This window comes from Streptomyces sp. NPDC001880 (assembly GCF_053594575.1).
This window is the reverse complement of sequence record NZ_JBSFET010000024.1, coordinates 44353-65523: the sequence shown is the minus strand read 5'-3', so window position 1 is coordinate 65523 and position 21171 is coordinate 44353. Positions and strand designations below refer to the sequence as shown.

18 protein-coding genes, 2 tRNA genes and 1 pseudogene are annotated in these 21171 nt (G+C 72.0%); 6 read left to right on the top strand and 15 right to left on the bottom strand.

Annotated features, from left to right (window positions below):
• Positions 1 to 27 precede the first annotated feature (27 nt).
• Complete coding sequence (locus ACWCQ6_RS16435) at positions 28 to 1896, bottom strand: putative bifunctional diguanylate cyclase/phosphodiesterase (RefSeq protein ID WP_451089688.1); 1869 nt, start codon at positions 1894 to 1896, stop codon at positions 28 to 30.
• A 412-nt stretch (positions 1897 to 2308) separates the two neighbouring features.
• Between ACWCQ6_RS16435 and ACWCQ6_RS16430 the strand changes: the two genes are divergently transcribed.
• The gene (locus ACWCQ6_RS16430) at positions 2309 to 3523 is read left to right on the top strand and encodes a M6 family metalloprotease domain-containing protein (protein WP_451089686.1); all 1215 of its coding nucleotides are present in this window, start codon (positions 2309 to 2311) and stop codon (positions 3521 to 3523) included.
• 56 nt (positions 3524 to 3579) lie between these two features.
• Here the strand turns inward: ACWCQ6_RS16430 and ACWCQ6_RS16425 are convergent.
• The 7 genes from ACWCQ6_RS16425 to ACWCQ6_RS16395 form a co-directional block, all read right to left on the bottom strand.
• Positions 3580 to 3653, bottom strand: a tRNA-Lys gene (locus ACWCQ6_RS16425).
• A complete protein-coding gene (locus ACWCQ6_RS16420; RefSeq protein WP_451089684.1) occupies positions 3644 to 4357 on the bottom strand; it encodes a hypothetical protein in 714 nt (237 codons plus the stop codon). The genes ACWCQ6_RS16425 and ACWCQ6_RS16420 overlap by 10 nt, the downstream gene beginning before the upstream one ends.
• Before the next feature lie 131 nt (positions 4358 to 4488).
• Positions 4489 to 4830 (bottom strand): hypothetical protein, encoded by a 342-nt coding sequence (locus tag ACWCQ6_RS16415; RefSeq protein ID WP_451089682.1) that lies wholly within the window; start codon positions 4828 to 4830, stop codon positions 4489 to 4491.
• A 97-nt stretch (positions 4831 to 4927) separates the two neighbouring features.
• Positions 4928 to 6262 (bottom strand): AAA domain-containing protein, encoded by a 1335-nt coding sequence (locus ACWCQ6_RS16410; RefSeq protein ID WP_451089680.1) that lies wholly within the window; start codon positions 6260 to 6262, stop codon positions 4928 to 4930.
• Positions 6259 to 7866: a hypothetical protein gene (locus ACWCQ6_RS16405; RefSeq protein WP_451089678.1), complete on the bottom strand. Its 1608-nt coding sequence runs from the start codon at positions 7864 to 7866 to the stop codon at positions 6259 to 6261. The genes ACWCQ6_RS16410 and ACWCQ6_RS16405 overlap by 4 nt, the downstream gene beginning before the upstream one ends.
• Positions 7857 to 9044, bottom strand: coding sequence for a hypothetical protein (locus tag ACWCQ6_RS16400; RefSeq protein ID WP_451089676.1), 1188 nt, complete (start codon positions 9042 to 9044; stop codon positions 7857 to 7859). The genes ACWCQ6_RS16405 and ACWCQ6_RS16400 overlap by 10 nt, the downstream gene beginning before the upstream one ends.
• Positions 8929 to 9921 (bottom strand): phosphatase PAP2 family protein, encoded by a 993-nt coding sequence (locus tag ACWCQ6_RS16395; RefSeq protein ID WP_451089674.1) that lies wholly within the window; start codon positions 9919 to 9921, stop codon positions 8929 to 8931. The genes ACWCQ6_RS16400 and ACWCQ6_RS16395 overlap by 116 nt, the downstream gene beginning before the upstream one ends.
• A 235-nt stretch (positions 9922 to 10156) precedes the next feature.
• On the opposite strand from ACWCQ6_RS16395, the gene ACWCQ6_RS16390 reads away from it, so the two are divergent.
• A complete protein-coding gene (locus ACWCQ6_RS16390; RefSeq protein WP_451089672.1) occupies positions 10157 to 10753 on the top strand; it encodes a histidine phosphatase family protein in 597 nt (198 codons plus the stop codon).
• Positions 10754 to 10930: 177 nt separating this feature from the next.
• On the opposite strand, the gene ACWCQ6_RS16385 is transcribed toward ACWCQ6_RS16390, so the two are convergent.
• The gene (locus tag ACWCQ6_RS16385) at positions 10931 to 12289 is read right to left on the bottom strand and encodes a tetratricopeptide repeat protein (protein ID WP_451089670.1); all 1359 of its coding nucleotides are present in this window, start codon (positions 12287 to 12289) and stop codon (positions 10931 to 10933) included.
• A gap of 256 nt (positions 12290 to 12545) precedes the next feature.
• Between ACWCQ6_RS16385 and ACWCQ6_RS16380 the strand changes: the two genes are divergently transcribed.
• The 3 genes from ACWCQ6_RS16380 (at position 12546) to ACWCQ6_RS16370 (ending at position 14498) form a co-directional block, all read left to right on the top strand.
• Positions 12546 to 12992, top strand: a complete 447-nt coding sequence (locus ACWCQ6_RS16380; RefSeq protein WP_451089668.1) for a hypothetical protein — start codon at positions 12546 to 12548, stop codon at positions 12990 to 12992.
• Positions 12993 to 13130: 138 nt separating this feature from the next.
• Positions 13131 to 14102: a spermidine synthase gene (locus tag ACWCQ6_RS16375; RefSeq protein ID WP_451089666.1), complete on the top strand. Its 972-nt coding sequence runs from the start codon at positions 13131 to 13133 to the stop codon at positions 14100 to 14102.
• Positions 14103 to 14240: 138 nt separating this feature from the next.
• Positions 14241 to 14498 (top strand): substrate-binding domain-containing protein, encoded by a 258-nt coding sequence (locus ACWCQ6_RS16370; protein ID WP_451089664.1) that lies wholly within the window; start codon positions 14241 to 14243, stop codon positions 14496 to 14498.
• 81 nt (positions 14499 to 14579) lie between these two features.
• Here ACWCQ6_RS16370 and ACWCQ6_RS16365 read toward each other — a convergent pair.
• The 3 genes from ACWCQ6_RS16365 to ACWCQ6_RS16355 form a co-directional block, all read right to left on the bottom strand.
• A tRNA-His gene (locus ACWCQ6_RS16365) sits at positions 14580 to 14652 on the bottom strand.
• Between the two features lie 126 nt (positions 14653 to 14778).
• The gene (orn, locus tag ACWCQ6_RS16360; protein WP_451089662.1) at positions 14779 to 15381 is read right to left on the bottom strand and encodes an oligoribonuclease; all 603 of its coding nucleotides are present in this window, start codon (positions 15379 to 15381) and stop codon (positions 14779 to 14781) included.
• A gap of 9 nt (positions 15382 to 15390) precedes the next feature.
• Complete coding sequence (locus tag ACWCQ6_RS16355; RefSeq protein ID WP_451089660.1) at positions 15391 to 16632, bottom strand: helix-turn-helix domain-containing protein; 1242 nt, start codon at positions 16630 to 16632, stop codon at positions 15391 to 15393.
• 960 nt (positions 16633 to 17592) lie between these two features.
• Between ACWCQ6_RS16355 and ACWCQ6_RS16350 the strand changes: the two genes are divergently transcribed.
• The gene (locus tag ACWCQ6_RS16350; RefSeq protein ID WP_451089658.1) at positions 17593 to 18114 is read left to right on the top strand and encodes a universal stress protein; all 522 of its coding nucleotides are present in this window, start codon (positions 17593 to 17595) and stop codon (positions 18112 to 18114) included.
• A gap of 379 nt (positions 18115 to 18493) precedes the next feature.
• Here ACWCQ6_RS16350 and glmS read toward each other — a convergent pair whose 3' ends face one another.
• From glmS to ACWCQ6_RS16335, 3 genes and pseudogenes are all read right to left on the bottom strand, one after another.
• Positions 18494 to 20323, bottom strand: a complete 1830-nt coding sequence (gene glmS, locus ACWCQ6_RS16345) for a glutamine--fructose-6-phosphate transaminase (isomerizing) (RefSeq protein WP_189547057.1) — start codon at positions 20321 to 20323, stop codon at positions 18494 to 18496.
• Between the two features lie 44 nt (positions 20324 to 20367).
• Positions 20368 to 20643, bottom strand: coding sequence for a hypothetical protein (locus tag ACWCQ6_RS16340; RefSeq protein WP_072489218.1), 276 nt, complete (start codon positions 20641 to 20643; stop codon positions 20368 to 20370).
• Positions 20644 to 20670: 27 nt separating this feature from the next.
• Positions 20671 to 21094, bottom strand: a pseudogene (locus tag ACWCQ6_RS16335) (DUF4429 domain-containing protein).
• Positions 21095 to 21171: the final 77 nt, after the last annotated feature.

Genomic DNA, 21171 nt, shown 5'->3' with positions numbered 1-21171 from the left:
CCCCGGTGCCCCGGCGGCCGGGCCGCGTCAGCCCTGCATCGGGCGGGTGCCGATCAGCTCGGCGATCCGCTCCGGGGCCACCGCGCGCGAGTACAGCCAGCCCTGCCCGGTGTCGCAGCCGATCCTGCGCAGCCGTTCCGCCTGGCCGGCCGTCTCCACGCACTCCGCGGTGACGGTCAGGCCCAGCCGGTGCGCCAGCTGCACCATCGCCTCGACGATCGTCTCGTCGGCCGGGCTCGGGTGGGCGCCGTCCTCGTAGCGGAAGCCGCGTACGAAGGAGCCGTCCAGCTTCAGCACCGAGACGGGCAGCCGGCTCAGATAGGCGAGGTTGGAGTAGCCGGTGCCGAAGTCGTCGATGGCGATCCGTACGCCCATCTCGCTGAGCGACTGCAGCGCCTGGATCGGCCGGCCGGCCGATCCCATCACCGCGGACTCGGTCAGTTCCAGCTGGAGCAGCGAGGGGTCGAGGCCGGTCTCGGCGAGGATCTCCGCGACATCGGTGACCAGGTCGGAGTCCCAGACCTGGCGCACGGCGATGTTGACGCTGATGAACAGCGGCGGAACGGCGGGGTGCTCCAGCTGCCAGCGCCGGGCCTGGCGGCAGGCGGACTGCAGCACCCACCGGCCGAGCTGGACGATCGAGCCGTCCTCCTCGGCGATTGCGACGAACCGATTCGGCGAGAGCATGCCGAACTGGGGATGGTTCCAGCGGACCAGGGCCTCCACCCCGCGCACGACTCCGTCGGCCATGCCGACCAGCGGCTGGTACTCGATGGTGAACTCGCCGCGCTCCACGGCGGGCCGCAGATTGGACGAGAGCGTCTGCCGGGTCATCCGGTGGGCATTGCGCTCCGGGTCGAAGACCGTCCAGCGGGCTTTGCCGTCCGCCTTCGCCCAGTACAGCGTGGTGTCGGCGGCCTGCATCAGACCGGTGGCGGAGGTGCCGGCCACGGGCCGTTCCACCACCCCGATCGAGGCCGACACCGACAGCCGCTGTCCGGCCAGGTCGAAGGGCTGCTGGAGGGCGGCGAGGACATTGCGGGCCAGATCGGTGAGCTGCTGCGTACCGGAGGAGTCCTCGACCAGGATCGCGAACTCGTCGCCGCCGAGGCGCGCCACGAGATGGGCGCCGGAGCGGTGCGGGCCGTCCTGGGCCGCGCAGTCGGTGAGCCGTGCGGCGACGGCGGCGAGCAGCCGGTCGCCGATCCGGTGGCCCATCGTGTCGTTGACGGCCTTGAAGCCGTCCAGGTCCAGGTAGCAGAGTCCGACCCGGCCGTGTCCGGAGGCGCTGTCGCCGTACGGCGCGGCCTCCAGGACGGCCGTGAGCCGTTCGAAGAACAGCGTCCGGTTGGGCAGCCGGGTCACCGGGTCGTGCATCTGGAGGTGGCGCAGCCGCTTCTGCAGTTCGCGCCGGTCGCTGATGTCCGAGACGGAGAGCAGCACCCGGCCGGGTTCGGAGCCGTTGCCCGCACCTGCCACCTGCTCGGGCATCGGTACGACGGTGACCTCGGCCCACAGGGCGCGTCCGTCGGGGTGCTTGAGGTGGTGGGTGCAGCGGAACCGCGAGCGCCGCCCGCGCAGCACCTCGCGGTACGCGTGCCAGGTGCGGCCGTCCGCCGCGAGGTCGATCAGATCGGCCGCGGACTGGTTGGTCAGCGCGGAGGCGGGGCGGCCGAGGAGGCCGCCGAGGGCCTCGTTGGCGGTGACGACCAGGCCCTCGTGATCGACGACGGCCATCGGGAGGTGGGCGGCCAGGAACGCGGCCCGGTAGCCGTGCGGCTCGGAGCACTCGGCTCCGAGCGGGGGCCACGGAGTGTGACGTTCCGTAGTCGTCGGTCCTGCGGAGTGCCGGGGTGTGCCCGCCGCGGGCCCGCGCCCTTCGGGGGTTCCGCTCACCGTTTGCTCCCGCCGTGCAGTTCTGTCCTGAACAGGTGTGGCCGGACTGGCCCGCCGCGCGGAGTGCCTGGGTCGAAGGCGGCAACCACGCGGGAAAGCCTGGTGAAGCATAGAGGTTGGTACGTCGGCCGTTCCAGCGCCCGACCCTTCCACGCCCCGCGTACGCCCCGCATGGGTCATTCATACGTGACTCCGATTTATTCGTAGCGGATCACTTCTGAGCGATTGCGTCCTCCTGCGATGCCTCGGTGATCGATTGTGACTGTCCGTGAGGATCAGGGCCCTGATGGATCGCTGACTCGACTGGGGCAGCCCAACAGGACGAAAGCCTCAAATCATCACAGGGTGAGTGGGTGACTGCATCTCGCACCCGGAGGTAGACGTGCCGCCGCGTCAGCACAGAGCCGGGGGAGTGGAGAGGCCGAGCTTGCGAGCCGTGGGTGCCGCCGTGACCTCTCTTCTGGCGCTCGCCGCCACCTCCCTCGTCGCCGGTCCCGCCGTGGCCGCCACCGGCGAGGCCGGTCCCTGCGCCCTGCCCCGGACCGAGGCGCACCACTCCCTCGGCGTGAGCGACTGGAACGGCGCCTACCCCCGCCCCGACCACCCCCTCGACGCGGTCATGATCTTCCTCTCCTTCCCGGACCACGGCCCGGTCATGACCCCCGGGCAACTCGCCGCCGACCACTTCCCCGCCACCACACAGTTCTTCGAACGTGCCTCGTACGGGAAGTTCACCCTGCGCCCGCACCCGATGCGGCAGTGGATCCGGATGCCCAAGAGGTCCGACCAGTACGGCATACGGCGCGACTGGGACAACGGCCGGCGCAGTACCTATCTGCGCGACGCCGTCGCCGCGGCCGATCCGGAGGTCGACTTCTCCCGGTACGACATCGTCTATCTGGTCGCCGACCCGGACGCCCCGGGCGTCGACTCCGATGCCACCAAGGTCGTCAACTTCGACCGGCCGCTGCGCGCCGACGGCGCGGACATCCGCCGCGTCGTCACCGTCTTCGAACAGCACCCGCCGGACCACAACGTGCTGGCCCATGAGACCGGGCACGTCTTCGACCTGCCGGACCTCTATCACCGGCCGTCCGACGGCAAGGGCGACTGGGACACCTACGTCGGCGACTGGGACGTGATGGGCAGCCAGTTCGGACTCGCGCCGGACCTCTTCGGCTGGCACAAGTGGAAGCTGGGCTGGCTGGACGGCCGGCAGGTGGTCTGCGTCCAGAAGAGCCGGGACATCACCCTGGAGCCGATGGCCGCCGTGCCCGAGTCCGGCGCCACCCTCGGCACCCGGCTCGCGGTGATCAGGACCGGAGAGGACAGCGCCGTGGCCATCGAGGCCCGCAGCGCCACCGGCAACGACAGCGTGACCTGTACCGAAGGCATCCTGATCTACCGGGTGCGCAACGGGACCCCGTCCGGCGGCGGCCCGGTCGAGGTCCTCGACACCCACCCCCGCACCGACGCCTGCTGGGACCGCTCGGTCTACGCACCGCTCGCGGACGCCCCGCTGCGGGTCGGCGAGACGTACAGCATCCCCGGCGCGCACGCGAAGGTCGAGGTCGCCGACCGGACGCAGTCGGGCGCCTGGACGGTCCGGATCACCACCGGAAGGTAAGGCGTCCGGCGAACACGAAGAAGCCCCTCGCTTCCGCGAGGGGCTTCTTCCGTCTGTGCGCCGCCAGGGACTCGAACCCCGGACCCGCTGATTAAGAGTCAGCTGCTCTAACCAACTGAGCTAGCGGCGCCTGCTGACGTCGTAGACATTAGCATCCGGATCGGCGGGAGGAAAAATCGAATTCCGGGCCACCGGCGAGGGCGCCGATCTGGTCACCCGCACACAGGCCCAGAGCAGTACGTCCGGGCCCGGCAGCCAGGGGCTGCGGGTGTCGGGCGCGACCAGCCAGCGGGGGCCGGAAGTGGTGGAGGTGCAGGTCAGGGGCGGGACGGTCACCGCGTCCCCGGCGCCGTGGCAGAGCAGCGGCGGAACCTTGCCGTCGGCGTCCTCGCCGTCGCCCCGCCCATGCGGGCCCATGGCGGCCCGCGGCTCGGATCCGCCGCCCCACTCCTCCCAGTCGAGCAGCGAGGGGAGTCGCTGGGCGGTGCCGGGCGAGGCGAACAGCAGCATCCGTCCGCGGTGCGTGGCCACCGGACCGGAGCCGGGGCCGTCGGACCACAGGTGTTCCAGCATCCGGCGCCCGAAGAGGGTGGGCACGTTCACCACGTCGAAGGCCGAACCGCACGGCAGGACCCCGGGCAAGGAGGGATGGGCCTCCCACTGGGCCAGTGTGCTGCGCGGATACGCGGCGGCGCCGGCGAGCCAGGCGGCACCGGCCGCCGTGACGTGCGCCGTCTGGTTCCCGGCCTGGTTCCGCAGAACGGCGAAGAGGCCGGCGCCCTGGGGGGCGTCGCCGTGATGCAGGGTCGAATTGTCTGGCAGCCATGCGCTCATGCCGACATATCTACCTGGAGTGATCAACCGGATTCCGAGAGTTGTCGGAAACCGGGACAGGCCGGGGTGCGGAGGAGTATCTTGCGCTCGGGCATATGCCAGTGGTTCTGCCCGGAGTCAGGACCGGCCCCTCAGGGCGCGGCACCGCCCAGCAGACTCCGGCCGAACTCGACCATCTTCTTGGCGTAGTCCTCGGTCCACTGCGCACGCTGCGCGATGTCCGCCGTCGTGAGCCGGTCGAACCGGCGCGGATCGGCGAGCTGGGCGGCCGCGATCGCCTGGAACTCGGCCGCGCGGTCGGTCGCGGCACGGAACGCCAGGGTCAGTTCGGTGGCGCGGGACAGCAGCTCCCGCGGATCGTCCATCGACTCCAGGTCGAAGAAGTGCTCCGGATCGGCGACCGCCTCCGACGGCTCGAAGAGCAGGGGTGCGGGGCGCAGCCGCTGCTGCCCGTTCCGCTCGGGTTGTGCCATGTGGTGTTGCCTCCTCGGGTCGGCCCGCTCGCCACCCTCCATTGTCCAACGGCCCGCAAGGGGGCCCGGCGCACGCCCGCCGTCACCCCGCCCGCCGTCACCCCGCCCACCGCACCCGGTGCTCCGCCAGATGCGCCAGCACCGCATGGTTCGCCTCCCAGCCGTCCGGGAACTTGACCGTGACGCCCAGCTGCACCGGCTCCGTCGACGGGTGCTCGTCCAGCAGCTCGGTGACGCCCGCCCGGCACACCACGATGCAGGCGTGCCGGTGGCGCGAGGTCAGCACGCAGAGCCGGCCCGTCTCCAGGTGGAAGGCCGTGGCGTCGGGGCGGCCGGAGAGCGGGTGCAGGACCACCGTCACATCGAACTCGCGGCCCTGGAGCCGGTTCGCCGTGTCCACCGCGACGCCCGTCACGCCCAGCTCCGCGAGCGCCGCCCGCACCGCCGCGGCCTGGTCGCGATGGGCGGTGCCGACCGCGACCCGGTCCGCCGTCACCGGCACCGGGTCCGGCGAGCGCTCGCTGGTCGCCGCTCCGCCCCGGTCCAGCAGCCGACGCACGACCAGGGCCACCGCGCGCACCGCCTCCGGGTCGGTGCGCGGGGTGTGCCGGGCCGGGAGCTCCAGCAGGCCCCAGCCGGACTCCGCGGCCTCGTCCAGCACCCGGTCCGGGGCTGAGCCGTCGGACGCCACACCGAGCGACAGCCGCCGGTCGCCGTGGTCCGTACCGCTGCGGAACGGGGTGTACGGGTAGAACGCGTCCGAGACCAGCGGTGCGGCGGAGGCGGGCAGCCGCCACGACACCGGCAGCCGGTGCTGCGGCAGCCGGGGATTGTGCGCGAGCAGCGTGGAGACGGCGCTCGCCGACGGGTCGTACGAGAGCCCCGCCCACTGGTCCGCGCCGACGATCGAGAACGGGTCCAACTGGCCCGGGTCGCCGACGAACAGCGCCCGCTCGAAGAGCCCCGCGACGGCCAGCAGCGCGTCCGAACGCATCTGGTACGCCTCGTCGACGATCGCGTGGCCCCACGGCTCGACGTTCTTCACATGCGCCCACTTCGCGGCCGTCGAGATGACGACGTCGAGCCCGGCGAGATCGGAGGCCTTGGCCGACTTCCGTACGTTGGCCAGCCCGTCCAGCACCTTGTCGTACGGGTCGGTGTCATTGCTGTGCAGCCGGCCGACCGGCAGCCCCGGATCCTTCTCGGCCAGCCGCACCACCAGGTCGTCGACCTGGGCGTTGGTCTGCGCGACCACCATCAACGGATGGCCTGCCGCCGCGAGTTCGAGCGCGGCGCGCACCACGAGCGTCGACTTGCCGGCGCCCGGCGGGGAGTCCACCACGATGCCGCGCTCCGTACCGCCCAGGGTGTCGGCGAGGATCGCGTCGGTGGCCCGCGCGGCCTGGGTGCCCGGGTCGAATACGGCCGTCACAGAAGGTCCTCCGCGGTCACGGGGTCGGGGCTCTCGGCATGCCCGGCCGCACCCGGCGGGCCGCCGTGCGTCCAGGGCGTCTGCTCCGGGTCCGGCAGCTTCGCGCCGCCGCGCTGATCGTGCTCGAAGAGCGTCCAGGCGATCCGGTCACCCGGCTCGGGCACCGAACCCGGGGCCGGCTCCTTGCCCCGGCCCATCCGGTCGAGGATCCGCAGCACCAGCAGAGGCGCGCCCCCGTCCTCCGGCTCGGCGTACCCCGCGAACTCGGCGGTCTGCGGCCTGCCCTCCAGCGAGCGGTACACCCTGGTGCGCTCGCCGAGATGCGGGTGCTCGTCCGTGCGGACCGTGACCAGCGGGCGCGGCGAAGGACGCTTGGACTCGCTGTACGCCATCACCACTTCCGTCACCTCGGCGACGAACGCCTCGCCGGCCAGCCGCCGCCCGGCCAGTACCAGCGGATCGTCCAGCGCCTCCTGGGCCTCCAGCTGGGCCTGCGCCGTCTCCCGCGAGGCCAGCTTTTGTGCCGCCGTCACCGCGTCGTCCCGGCGCGGCTGCGGCGGCTCGCCCGAGCGCACCCGGTCCCGGTGGCCGGTGAACGACCAGCGGTCCCTGGTCCAGCGGTCCTCGGCCCTGGCCCCCTCGGGGAGTTCCCTCAACAGGTCGAGCCCACGCCACACCGCGTCCCACGTCGGCCGCGTCACCCCGGCCAGCAGGGCCCTGATCTCACGCTCGGCCGCCGTCAGTTCGCCGAGCCGGGCATCGGCCGCCAGGCCGTCCTCGGCGGCCGCGAGCGAGGTGCGCGCCCGGTCGTACTTCTCGATGGCGGGCGCCAGCAGCCGGTTGTCGAACGCCGGGTCCGTGGCCGGACCGGCCGGCGGGCATCGCAACTGCCCCTCGCCGTCCCGCTCCAGCTCCGCGCTGAGTGCCGCCGAGGCGCCCGACTCGCCCGCCGGGGCATCGATCCAGGCCAGCAGCGCGCCCAGATGCTGGTCCTCCAGGCTGCTCTGCCCGGTCGCCCAGTGACGGTTCAGCAGATCGGTCACGGCGAGCAGCAGCGAGGAGCCGGGCACCCTGGCCCGCTCCCCGTAGTGCGTCAGCCAGCGGCCCAGCAGTGGGACCCGGGCGGGCGCGGGGTACGGGGTGTCAGGGTCCTCCTCGGCCGTGCGGCGGAACCGCATCGAGCGGCCCAGCAGCCGGACGAACTCGATGCCCGCCCGGCTCGGCACGATCAGCTGCGGCGCGTCCGCGCACAGCTCCACCTCGACCTTGGACCTCTTCCCGGTCCCCGGATCGGTCTCGTTGCGTTCGGCCGGCTCGACGACGTCCTCGTACGCCTCGATGTGCGGCAGCACCGCCTCGGCCAGCTCGGCGAGGAACGCGAACCGCAGATCCCGGTCGCGCGGCTGCGAGACCGTCAGCAGCCGGGGCGCCTCCCGGTCGGTCCCGACGAGCGCGCCCAGCGGGGCGCCCGCCTCACCGGCCGTGGTCAGCGGAACCAGGACGAGGGGCCGGTCGGTGAGATGGCGGTGCAGAACCGTGGCCATCGGCTGGGCCCGGCCGCTCTCCACGGCCTCCAGCCGGGCCAGGGTGCTGATCAGCGACATGCCGGACCGCCCGCCAGCGCCTCGGCACGCAGGGCCGCCGCACGCCGCAGCGCCGCGACCGTCGGATCCGCCGGGTCGCCCTCCTTGCCCGCGGCGGCCGCCAGCACCTCGCCCACCGTGGTCAGCCCGCCGAGCTCACCGCGCACACTCCGCCCCAGCGCCTCCACCGCACCGGTCTCGCGCGCCTTCGCCCGGCAGTGGAAGGCCAGTTCGCAGGCGGCCAGGCACTCCGGGGCGTATGCCGCGCCGACCGATTCGACCGCGGCGTCGAGCTGCTGCCGGGGGCACTGAGGGTCGAAGGTGGTGCCCTCGGGCAGGGCCGCCGCGATCTCCTCGACCCGGGTCAGCCTGGTCAGCTGGCGGCGGGTGACGGCGCGCTGCTTGCGTACGTCGACGACCGAGGCGGTGGGCAGGTTGGAGAAGTCCTTCGGGCAGACCAGCAGCACCCGGTGGCCCACCTCGGCGCCCTCGGTCAGCTCCGCGATCCGCTCCAGCGCCAGCACGTAGACGGCGGACTGCCGGGCCGCTGCGCCGACCTTCGCGGCGTCGGCCGAGCCGTCGACCATGGGGAAGGACTTGATCTCGACGACCGTCCAGGTGCCGTCGGGGTGCACCGCCACCGCGTCCGGCTCCAGATAGGCGGGGGAGCCCGCCACTTCCAGGGCCAGCATCGGGTGGTCCAGCAGCGTCCAGCCGCCCGCCTCGGTCGCCTCCCGCAGTGCCAGCGCCGTACGCGCGGCGCGGCCCTCGGGGCCCGCCGCCGTCAGATCGGGCACCGAGATCTCGCGCGGCGCCCCGTCACCGCCGCCGAGGTGCTCGTGCAGCAGGCGCATCAGCTCCGTGCCCCCGTCGGCCTTGACCCTGGCCTCGAAGGTGTTGCCCCGGACGAGGGCGAACTGCGACTGGCCGAACGGGGCCGGGGAACCGAGCGCCGCGGCCAGCGCGGCCTTGTCCACCCCTGCGCCGTCGAGCAGGGCGCGGCGCCGGCAGCCGGGGTTGGCGGCGAGGGCGGCCAGCGCGCGGGCGTCCAGCGGGCGTGGCGGGACGGCCGGTCCCCGCAGCTCAGCGAGCCGCTGCCGGAGTGTCGTCCCCCGCGGCTCCCGCTCCTGCGGGGGCGGCGGCGTCGGCCCGGGGTGCACGACCGGCCGAGGCGTCTGCGTCGGCCGATGCCGCGGCATCGGTGGAGTCTGCGGAGGTGGTCCGCTGGCCAGGGATTCGCTCACCCGCGGAAGTCTTGCATCCGGCACTGACAATCGGGGATTCCGCGACCGGGGCGATCCGCGGGAAGCGTGCTCCGACCCAGTCCCTGATCCGGTCCGCCAGCCGCATCACGGGCCGGGCCAGCAGGGCTCCGACGCCCATCACGGCGGCGCCCGCGACCGCGTCGAGGAAGTAGTGGTTGGCGGTGCCCATCACCACGAACGTGGTGATCAAGGGGTAGGCGATGCCAGCGGCCCGGACGTACGGGTTCTTGCTGTGGCGCCACAGCAGGATTCCGCACCAGAGCGCCCAGCCGACGTGCAGGCTCGGCATCGCCGCGTACTGGTTGGTCATCCCGCTCATGCCGCGCGGGGCGCTGGCCCCGGTGCCCCACCAGCCGTACGAGCTGTACTGCGCCATCGTGTCGACGAAGCCGTACTGGGCCTCCAGCAGCCTGGGCGGGCAGGTCGGCAGCAGCGTGAAGCCGATCAGGCCGAGCATCGTGGAGGTCATCAGCCAGGTGCGGGCCCGGCGGTATATCTCCTGGCGGCGGCGGAAGAGCCAGACCAGGACGGCCGGGGTGACGAGGTAGTGCAGGGACGCGTACACGAAGTCGGCGGGTATGCCTATCGAGGGGTGCGCGGTGAACAGGCGGTTGAGCGGGTGCTCGATGTTGATGTGGAGTGCCTTCTCCAGGCGCAGGATGCTCAGTCCGTGGTCGACGGCGGTGGACACGTCGCCGCGTGCCACCAGCCGGCCCGCCGTATAGGCCCCGTACACCAGAGCCAGCAGCGGCAGCTCGGTCCACCAACGGGGTCGCGGGCGCGGCACGGGCGCGGCGCTGGCATGCTGCATCCGGAAGTTCTCCATCATGTGTTCATGCGACCGAAGACGGGCGTTCAACCGTACGGCGCGGCTCGGTCGAGGTTCCCCCGGGGTGCTTTCGGGGCGCGCAGAGTTCTCCGCGCAGAGTGGGACGCCTGTTCGGCCCAGGAGGTTGCCCCGCGATCACGTGCGCGATGATGAGAAAACCCGGTGATCCATGTCGTCTCGATCGCCGGCCTCAGATCTCAGTTCAGGGAGAGCCGTCATGGCACCGCGTATCCTGCTCGCCCGGCACGGCCAGACGGAATGGTCCGTCAATGGGAATCACACCGGCAGGACGGACATCCCGCTGCTCGACACCGGCCGGGCGGGCGCGAAGCTCCTCGGCGAGCGGCTGCGGCGCGGGCCGTGGGCGCAGCTGCCGGGCCTGGAAGTGCGCACCAGCCCGTTGCTGCGGGCCAGGGAGACCTGCGAGATCGCGGGATTCGCGGACCGGGCCGAGCCGTGGGACGCGCTCATGGAGTGGGACTACGGGGCGTACGAGGGGATGACGCCGGCCGAGATCAAGGCGATCCGGCCGGGCTGGTTCATCTGGCGCGACGGGGTGCCGGAGGGCGAGACCCTGGCCGAACTGTCCGCCCGCGCCGACGAGATCGTGACGTGGGCGCGCTCGGCCGACCGCGATGTGCTGGTCTTCGCCCACGGGCACATCCTGCGGGCGCTGGGGGCGCGATGGCTCGGCGAGGACGTGTCGTTCGCGGCGCGGATCCGGCTGGACCCGACCTCGCTCTCGGTGCTGGGCTGGGCATACGGGGCCCCCGCGATCGAACGCTGGAACGACACCGGCCACCTGGACCGTTAGGGCCTGTCGTCAGACCGCCGTCGTCGCCCGGAGGGGCAGGGGCGGGGGCGTTCGGTGCGTACGGCCGCAAGGCGGAGGGAGGAGAGTGCAGCGGGCTGCGCCGACGACCGACTACGCGGTGAGCGCGCGTGCCGGGTGTTCCCGGCCAGGCGGGACTTTCGCAACACGCCCCAGGGCCTACGCGGAGGCGGCGCCCTCCGCCGCGTCCGCGTACCGCTCCAGGAACTCCCGTACCTCCGCCACGCACCGCTGCGGCTTCAGCACCTCCACTGCCTGCGCCAGCATCGCGCGGATGCGGGTCGACCGGACGCGGTCCAGCAGGTCGAGCACCTGATGGCCGGCCTCCGCCGCCTCCCCGGCCAGGTCCGCGCGGGCCAGGTCCCAGGTCAGTTCGGCCCGGTACAGCGCCTGGTTCCGGGTGAAGTGCGGGTCCTGGAGCCGGGTGGCCCTGAGCGCGTGCCGGGCCGCCCGCGACCAGTCGCCCAGCGCCGACCAGCACTGCGCCTCCAGGATCTCCAGTTCCGCCTCCCGGAAGAAGGTCATCCACTCCGGATCAAAGTCGCGCGGACCGCGCCCGAACGCGGTGTGTGCCCGGCCGAGGGCCCGCTCGCAGCCCGTGCGGTCCCCGAGCCCCGCCCGGCCTCCCGCCTCCCGCAGTGCGAGCAGCGCCACCAGCCGGGGTGAGCCCAGCGGTTGTGCCGCCCGCTGCGCGGCCTCCGCCGCCCGCACCGACTCGCGGGGCCGCCCGGTGTCCCGGGCCAGGAACGACGCATTGCAGAACGCATGCGCCTCCAGCGCCGGATCACCGGCCATCCGTGCCATGGCGAGCGCCTCCGCGTAGTGCGAGCGGGCGTCCTCGAACCGGCCCGAGTCATGGGCCAGCCAGCCCACCGAGATAGCCAGTTCGCCCGCTCCGGCGTGCAGTCTGTCGGCGGTGGAGCGCTTGGTGGCCGTGCCGGAGTCGAGCAGCGCGTACGCCGCCCGCAGCGGCTGGAACGCCGTGCGGTACAGGCCGTCGCCGCCGTGCTGGTCGTCGAGCAGCCGGATCTGCCGCACCGCCTTCTCGACGGCGCTCACCTCGCTCTCGCCGACCCGGCGCGGATCGGGTGGGGCGGTGGCGGCAGCGGCGGATGCGGAGCCGAGGCCCAGGGCCGCGGCCGCCATCGTGGTGGTGCCGCTCGTCATGAATACGCGACGCAGCACGTCGCTCTCCTCGTCGGGTTCGCTGTGGAGCGTGGGGGGCGGTGGGGTTTCGGCAGTGGTCCGAGCCCCCCGGCCGCGTACGGTTTCGCGCGGTGAGAAGCCCAGGTCCGCCAGGGTCGTTCCGGGGAACATGTGCAGGAAGACCCGTTCGTACGCGTAGTTGGGGCAGCGGATCTCCCCGGACTCCACGCGTCCGATGTACCGGGCGTCGCACGCGACCTGCTCGCCGATCTCACGGGCCGATCTGCGTACCGCGGCAGCGAACTCCCCGGCGGAGCGCTGTCCGCGCAGCCGCCGGAAGGCGAGGTTGGGCACTGCCCCTGTCGACACCATGGGCGGGGACCTCTCTTCTGCAGCTCTTCTGCAGCCGGGCTTCCTGCATCCGGTGTCCCGGCGGAGCAAGAACGTACCGGCTACGACAAGTTGCATACGCGGCTTTTATTAACAAAGCGGGCATCTTGCCCGCGATCCGCCATGAACTGCCACCCTTTGCGGCGGCGTGGCACCGTAGCCCTTGACGCCGTCGGGGCGTTGGTCCATGAGGAGACGGAATCAAACGGCTCCGCCCGGCGATGAGAGGAGAGGTCCCTTGTTGCATCTCGGCACGGAGACCGACTCGCGGACGACTGCGACGACCCCGGCCGCGACGGGCGCCCCGGCGCCCACCACTGCCGCGGACGGCCACGACGGCGAACCCTGCGACCTGGTGACCGTCCCGGCCCGCCAGGGTCTGGAGGCCGTGGACATCCTTCGCAGGGATACCGAGCAGGACATCGGCCCGGTCCTGCACGACGGCGCCTGCGACACCCTCGGCTTCCTCGTGCCGCCCGGGACCGCCGAGGCCTGGGACGTACCGGGCAGCGCCTGTACGCGGACCGCCGGCCGGGGGCTGCGCATCCCCGCCGAGCCGCCCGTCACCGGCAGCGGCTGGCTGCTGCCGCCCGGGGACGACGCCCCGGTCACCGACCCGGAGGTGCTGCGGGCCGCACTCGACGAGGCGGCCCGGCTGATCGAGGCGGCCGACAACTGCTGCTGACCGCTGCTTCCTCGCCCGCGCCCACGAACCGCTGCTTCCTCGCCTGCGCGCCCATAATGGGCAGGTGAGCGGGTTTCCCCGGCACGGCCGGTCTACCACCGGTCCGGAGCGAAGATCAGTGAGCGGGCACGAGCAGCGGTGGCACGTCGAGGAGCGTCGAGCGGAGGTGCGGGCGCCCGTAAGCGGTCCGACCGCAAGGCCGGGAACAGGGCCGGGAGCACGGCCGAGGAGAAGGCCGGGGGCAGGGGCGAACGTGGCGCCGGGCGCGGTGGGCGCAGGGCGGAGCCCCTCGCCGAACCGGTGGACGGCTCCCTCGCCGAACTGGTCCCCGACCGGGAGCGGCCGCGTGCCTGGACGCTGACGCTGGACGGCGCCCCGCAGTCCCACGTGGATCTCGACGACCCCACGTTCCTGTCCTTCGAGTACCAGCGCAGGATCGGCCACATCGCCGATCTCGTCGCACCCCCCGGACAGCCCCTGCACGTGGTGCACCTGGGCGGCGGTGCCTTCACGCTCGCCCGCTACATCGCCGCGACCCGGCCCCGCTCCACCCAGCAGATCGTGGAGGTGGACGCGGCGCTCGTCCAACTGGTCCGCCGGGAGCTGCCGCTGGACCCGCAGGCCAGGATCCGGGTCAGGGCCACCGATGCCCGCGCCGGGCTCGGGAAGATCCAGGACGACTGGGCCGATCTCGTCATCGCCGATGTCTTCAGCGGCGCCCGTACCCCCGCGCACCTCACCAGCACCGAGTTCCTCGCCGAGGTCCGCAGGGTCCTGAAGCCGGGCGGGAGCTATGTGGCCAACCTCGCGGACGGGCCGCCGCTGACCCATCTGCGCGGCCAGATCGCCACCGCCGCCGCGGTCTTCCCGGAACTGGCGCTCGCCGCCGATCCGACCGTGTGGCGGGGCCGCCGCTTCGGCAACGCGGTGCTGCTCGCCTCGGACGTGCCGCCGAAGGTCGCCGAGCTGACCCGCCGGGTCGCCACCGATCCGCATCCCGGACGCGTCGAACACGGGCGCGCGCTCGCCGACTTCACCGGCGGCGCGGCGCCGGTGAGCGACGCGGACGCCAAGCCGTCCCCGGCACCGCCCCCCTCGGCCTTCGGGTGACGGAGGACTGGCCGACCCGGCTGCGCCGGGCCGCGGTCGGCCATCTCGTCTCTCGGGGACGCCTAGGGCCTGTCCGGCGGATCAGGGTCGGACAGGGCGCGGCGTCCGGTGCGGTGCATCGCAAGGCGCCGGAGCGTCTTGATAGCGGAGCTGTTCGGACGTTTTGGCAACGCCGCGAGGTGCCGTGCCAGACGCCGCGACCCCGGCCGTGATCCGCCGGACAAGGCCCTAGCCATCGCCACGATCACCGGCCCCCGGACGACCGGCGTGCGCCGGCCCATCGAGGAGATGGGCCGCACCATGGCCCGCGTACTGCTCAAGGAGATCGCGAGCGAGAACCAGGAACGTCCGCAGACCGTGCTCCCCACCGGACTGGCCGTCCGCGACTCGTCGTGACAGCCGTCACACGGCCGCCCGCTGAGGGGGGCTCAGACACGAGAAGGGCCCCGGTCCGAAGACCGGGGCCCTTCCCTTCAGGGTGAGTAACGGGACTCGAACCCGCGACATCCTGGACCACAACCAGGTGCTCTACCATCTGAGCTATACCCACCATGCCCGGTCTTTTTCCGACCGGCCGAGAAAAAGTGTACAGGGTCCGAGAGGGTGCTCGCTCCCCAGTTGCTCAGCCGCTGACCCCAACCCCCGAAAGGGCTATGACCAGCGGCTTCACAGGGTCCTACGGCGCGGGCGGCGCGACGTGCGCCGCGATGGCCTTCGCGCGCTCCGAGTCCGGACCGGGCTGCGGCACGAAGATTGCCTCGCGGTAGTAGCGCAGCTCCGTGATCGAGTCGCGGATGTCCGCGAGCGCCCGGTGGTTACCGTTCTTGGCCGGACTGTTGAAGTACGCCCGCGGGTACCAGCGGCGGGCCAGTTCCTTGATCGAGGAGACATCGACGATCCGGTAGTGGAGGTAGCCCTCCAGGGCCGCCATGTCCCGCGCCAGGAAACCGCGGTCGGTGGAGACGGAGTTCCCGCAGAGCGGGGCCTTGCCGGGCTCCTTCACATGCTCACGGACGTAGTTCAGCACCTGGGCCTCGGCGTCGGCCAGGGTGGTGCCCCCGGCCAGCTCGTCGAGGAGGCCCGAGGCGGTGTGCATCTGCCGCACCACCTCGGGCATGGTCTCCAGGGCCGCGTCCGGCGGGCGGATCACGATGTCCACCCCTTCGCCGAGCACGTTCAGCTCCGAGTCGGTGACCAGTGCGGCCACCTCGATGAGTGCGTCTTCCGTCAACGAGAGCCCGGTCATCTCGCAGTCGATCCACACCATGCGATCGTTCATGGCCCCACCCTACGGGGCACTGCGCTGCCCCGGCAGGGTCGGGCGTCCGGTCGTGTACGCGTCGGGGCCGGGTTTCCCCTGCTCCGACTGGGCCGGTCCGGCCGGCGGCGACGTGACGACATGCGGGCCCGTCGGGGTGGCCGTGGCCGTGGCCGTGGCGCGCCGGATCACCGCGTTGCCCTGGGCGGGCACGACGGGCTCGGTCACCGCGGCCACGGGCTCCGCGCCGCCGCCCTGCGGACGACGGGCGCGGTAGGCGGCCCGGTACGCGGCGGGGGAGGAGCCCAGCTGACGCCGGAAGTGTCCGCGCAGCGCGACCGGCGAGCGGAAGCCGCAGCGGCCCGCCACCTCGTCGACCGAGTACTCGGACGTCTCCAGCAGCCGCTGCGCCTGCAGCACCCGCTGGGTGATCAGCCACTGGAGCGGTGCGCTGCCGGTGAGCGAACGGAACCTGCGGTCGAAGGTCCGCCTGCTCATGTAGGCGCGCGCGGCCAGCGTCTCCACGTCGAACTGCTCGTGGAGGTGCTCCAGTGCCCAGGCCACGACCTCGGCGAGCGGGTCGGAGCCGATCTCCTCAGGTAAAGACCTGTCGAGGTAGCGCTCCTGACCGCCGCTGCGCCGCGGCGGCACGACGAGCCGGCGGGCCAGTGCCCCGGCGGCCTCCGTGCCGTGGTCCGTGCGGACTATGTGCAGACAGAGATCGATCCCCGCCGCTGTCCCGGCCGAGGTGAGCACGTCGCCGTCGTCGACGAAGAGCTCACGCGGATCGACGTGGACCGACGGGTAGCGCTTGGCCAGCGTCGGCGCGTACATCCAGTGCGTGGTCGCCGGGCGGCCGTCCAGCAGGCCGGCGGCGGCGAGCACGAACGCGCCGGTGCACAGACCGACGATGCGGGCGCCCTCCTCGTGGGCGCGGCGCAGCGCCTCCAGCGCCTCGGCGGGCGGCGGCGAGGTGATCGAACGCCAGGCGGGCACCACGACGGTGCCGGCCCTGCTGATCGCCTCCAGCCCGTAGGGCGCGGTGAGTTCGAGTCCCCCGGTGGTCCGCAGCGGTCCTTCCTCCCCGCCGCAGACGAGGAGTCGGTAGCGCGGAACTCCCGCGTCCTGGCGGTCGATTCCGAACACGGAGAGCGGGATCGAACTCTCGAAGATGGGGCCGCCGCTGAACAGCAGCACGGCGACGACTTCTCGTCGTCGACGGCCACTGAGTTTCCGTACAGCCTCCGTCACGGCGGCGGAGTCCTGGCTCATGACGCTAAGCCCCCCTCGGTGTTCGCGTCTCCCTGGTCCTTACGGGCCTGTCGCACCTGCACTGTTCCCCTCGGTCCTGCACGAGTTCCCCAGACTTCGATACCCAAGATCGAATCTACTGCGTCCCGTGGTGCCGGCGTGACAAGTTCATCAGCCGGCGTTATGTCGACAAGGCAACTTGGCGGGAAGCATTCGATCACGAAGCGTTTCATCCGGAGAGCGCGCAGGGAAGTGCGCCGTGCGTTCATGGCCCGTCCCCGTTGGGTGGAAGCGTACCGCGCGGTCTCTTCCTGCCTGGTGACAAGGGGGTTGATCGGCCAATTCGGCAAGGAATGGGCAGGGGTATGAAGTTGGCTGAAAATAGATGGTTGTGCATACGTGATTCAGTCATTCAACCGGCGCACAACCCGGGTGATCAACCGCTTCTTTGCGCTCCCTGGGCAGGTCGGACGGCCGATCGTACGGAACGGTGCGATGGCAACCGGCGGCGACCGGATTCCGCCCGACGGGCCGGTGTCGGTCCCCGGCCGGGAGGAGTGCCGGGAACGGGGCGGACGGTCCGGAGCGGGCGCGTTGTGACTCCGGGGGGCCGAGAGGTCCGGATGCCGGCCCGGCGGTCGGTGACGGGCCGGTGATCCACTTCGCGGCCGTCCCGGGGCGCGGGGGCCGCGCTCACGGCCCGTAGGGACGACGGATCCGGCTCCGTCCGGTCACCGAGGGCAGTCGTCCGGGTCCGCTGCGTCGGTGTACGGCACAAGCGGCATTGCCATACGGGTCCGCCTCGGGCATGCTCCGTGAAACGTCGCACGCGCTTTGCGTGGCTCTGGGCAGTGGAGGAGTGGCGCCGTACCCTTGGGGGTAAGGGGTTGGGAAGATGATTCCCGGACACCGCAACACCGCCCGCTGACGCACCTTCCCCACGTCGCTCTCCTCACGAGGACTCTCTTCGCCGAGACACCGATGGCCGGTCACGAAATCCCCGAACCCGCCGACCGCAAGCAGGTGGCCGACCCCATGTCGGACCCGCTGACGGTCGAAGAAACACGTCACTCCTGCGACCCCGCGTTCCGCCACGGGGTAGTCGTCGGCTTCGACGGCTCGACCTCCAGTGAACGCGCCCTCGCCTATGCCATCGGGATGGCCCGAAGATCAGGTTCCGGCCTGATCATCGTCCATGTCGCCAACCGGCTGCCGACCACCGTCTGGGCAGGTTGCGAGCCGCCCGTCTTCGTGGACGTGCCCGACCACCGCACCGAGGTGCTCGGTTTGGAGCTCGCCTGCGCGGACTACCTCTCCGAGGTGCCCTGGGTGCTCGTCGAGCGGGGCGGGGACATCTGCCACGAGCTGGAGGAGGTCGGCCGGGAGTACTCGGCCGACGCCATCGTCGTCGGCTCCACGCACGGCATCGTCGGCCGCATCTTCGGCTCGGTGGCGGGGCGCCTCGCGCGGCGTGCGCAGCGCCCCGTCGTCGTCATTCCCTGAGAGCCCGTCGGGTGGCCTCCGATCTGGCGACCACGCCCCGGCACGCACGCTTCCCGCGTGGTCGTCGGCCGCCGGCGCTCCTTCCCCGGGCTCTCGGCTCCGCTCAAGCAGGGGAGGCCCCTTCCGCCTGACTCCTCCGCCTTGGAATCGCACGCACCGGACCGCGCCCGCCATCCGGCCCGAGGTCACCCCACAGGCTCTGAGCCCCGCACCCCGCAGGCCCCTCCGTCGTTTCCGCGATCCGTGGGGCGGCTCTCGTTCGACATGGCGTCAACTAGCCCGCATAAACAGGCAATTCATGCCCTCGGCGGCCGTTTCGGGGCCGCCCCGCGCACGCCGGTACCGCGTTGCGCGCGCCGGGGCCGCCCCGTGCACGGGCCTACTCGACGGTGACGGACTTCGCCAGGTTGCGCGGCTTGTCGATGTCACGGCCCATGGCCAGCGCCGTGTGGTACGCGAAGAGCTGGAGCGGGATGCCCATCAGGATCGGGTCCAGCTCGTTCTCGTTCTTCGGTACGACGATGGTGTGGTCGGCCTTCTCCTGCACCTGGTGGGCGACGGCGAGGATGCGGCCGCTGCGGGCCTTGATCTCCTCCATCGCGGCGCGGTTCTTCTCCAGCAGGTCGTCGTCCGGCACGATCGCGACCGTCGGCATCGCGGGCTCGATCAGCGCCAGCGGTCCGTGCTTCAGCTCGGAGGCCGGGTACGCCTCGGCATGGATGTACGAGACCTCCTTGAGCTTCAGCGAGGCCTCCCGGGCGACGGGGTAGCCGCGCACCCGGCCGATGAACATCATCGACTTGGCGTCCGCGTACTCGGCCGCCATCTTCTTGATCTCGTCCTCGTTCGCCAGGATCTCGCTGATCTGGGCGGGCAGCCTGCGCAGCCCCTCGATGATCCGCTTGCCGTCGGCGACCGACAGATCCCGGATCCGGCCCAGGTGCAGGGCGAGCAGCGCGAACGCGACGACCGTGTTGGTGAAGCACTTGGTGGAGACGACACAGACCTCGGGGCCGGCGTGGACGTACGTACCGCCGTCCGCCTCCCGGGCGATCGCCGAACCCACCACGTTGACGACACCGAGCACCCGGGCGCCCTTGCGCTTGAGCTCCTGGACGGCGGCCAGCACGTCGTACGTCTCGCCGGACTGGGAGACCGCGACGTAAAGCGTGTCCGGGTCGACGACCGGGTTGCGGTAGCGGAACTCGGAGGCCGGCTCGGCGTCCGCGGGGATGCGGGCGAGTTCCTCGATCAGCTGGGCGCCGATCTGGCCCGCGTGGTACGAGGTGCCGCAGCCCAGGATCTTGATCCGGCGGACCCCGCGCGCCTCGCGGGCGTCCAGGTTGAGGCCGCCCAGGTGCACCGTGGCGAAGCGGTCGTCGATCCGGCCGCGCAGCACCCGGTCGACGGCGTCGGCCTGCTCGGAGATCTCCTTGTGCATGTACGTGTCATGGCCACCCATGTCGTACGACTCGGCCTCCCACTCCACGGTGGTCGGCGTGGCCGTCGTGGACGAGCCCTCCGTGGTGTACGTACGGAAGTCGTCGGCCTTGAGGGTGGCCATCTCGCCGTCGTCCAGGGTGACGACCTGGCGGGTGTGGGCGACCAGTGCGGCGACGTCCGAGGCGACGAACATCTCCTTCTCGCCGATGCCGAGCACCACCGGGGAGCCGTTGCGGGCGACCACGATGCGGTCGTTGAAGTCGGCGTGCATGACGGCGATGCCGTACGTGCCCTCGACCGAGCGCAGCGCCTCGCGGACCTTCTCCTCCAGGGTGTCCGCCTGGGCGCGGGCGATCAGGTGGACCAGCACCTCGGTGTCGGTCTCGGAGAGGAAGACGACGCCGTCGGCGACGAGCTTGGCACGGAGCTCGGAGGCGTTGTCGATGATGCCGTTGTGGACGACGGCGACCTTGTTCTCGGCGTCCAGGTGCGGGTGCGCGTTCTCGTCGCTCGGGGCGCCGTGGGTGGCCCAGCGGGTGTGGGCGATACCGGTGGTGCCGGTGAAACGCTTGGGGACGCGGGCCTCCAGCTCGCGGACCCGGCCCTTCGCCTTCACCATCCGCAGGGTGGCGGGCTTGCCTGCCGACGCCTTGCCGGTGATGACGATGCCCGCGGAGTCGTAACCCCGGTACTCCAGCCGCTGCAGCCCTTCCAGCAGCAGCGGGGCCACATCACGCTTCCCGATGTATCCGACGATTCCGCACATGAATTCTCTGCCCCTCCATCGACGTACCTGTGGTGCCCGTTCGCTCAGCCGTAGACGATGCGGCGCAGCTGGCGGAGCGAGAGCTCCGGCGGCGCGACCGCCCGGTGCGGCAGCTCGGCCGCGATCCGCTCGAAGATCTCCGCGTTGACCAGGCCACCGGACTGCAGTTCGCGGTGGCGGCGGCGGACGAAGTCATCGGTCGTCTCGTCGAAGTACGCCAGCACGTCGAGGATCACCCGGGCGGCTTCACCGCGCTGGAGCGCGGTGCTGCGCACCAGGTGGTCAATGAGGTCGTCATGCGACGGGCGGCGTTCGAGCACTCGTTGATATTGCGGTGGGTGGGGCGCTTACGCAACAATTCTGCCCGATATCGGGCAGGCTCGGGTGTGATTGCGATCTCGGACCGACTGCAGGCGCTTGAGGACGGCCTGCTTGGCGGCGGTGAACTCGTCGTCGGTGAGGACCCCGGCCCGGTGCGGCTCGCCGAGCTCGCGCAGCCGGCGCAGCAGCGCGTCGTGGTCGTCGCCGGCCGGTGCGGACGGAGCGGCTGCGGCCGGGCGCGGCGCTCGCGGGGGCCGGGTCCGGTGCGTCGCGCAGTCGTGGTCGCAGCCGGCCGCCCCTGCGGTCCGGTTCGAAGGAGATCCCCGCCGACGCCCGCAGCGGGACCACGCATTCACCCAGCTCCTGCCGGAGCGGATGGATCCCCTTGCCCCGGCCCGGCGCGATCCGCACCGCTTCGCCGTCGAAGGTCCAGGTTCCGTCGCGCTGGATTCTCTCAGTCGCGGAACGGGGGAGTGGTCTACACCTTGACCATCCGTGAGGCGCACGATACGCATGGTGATGGTTCG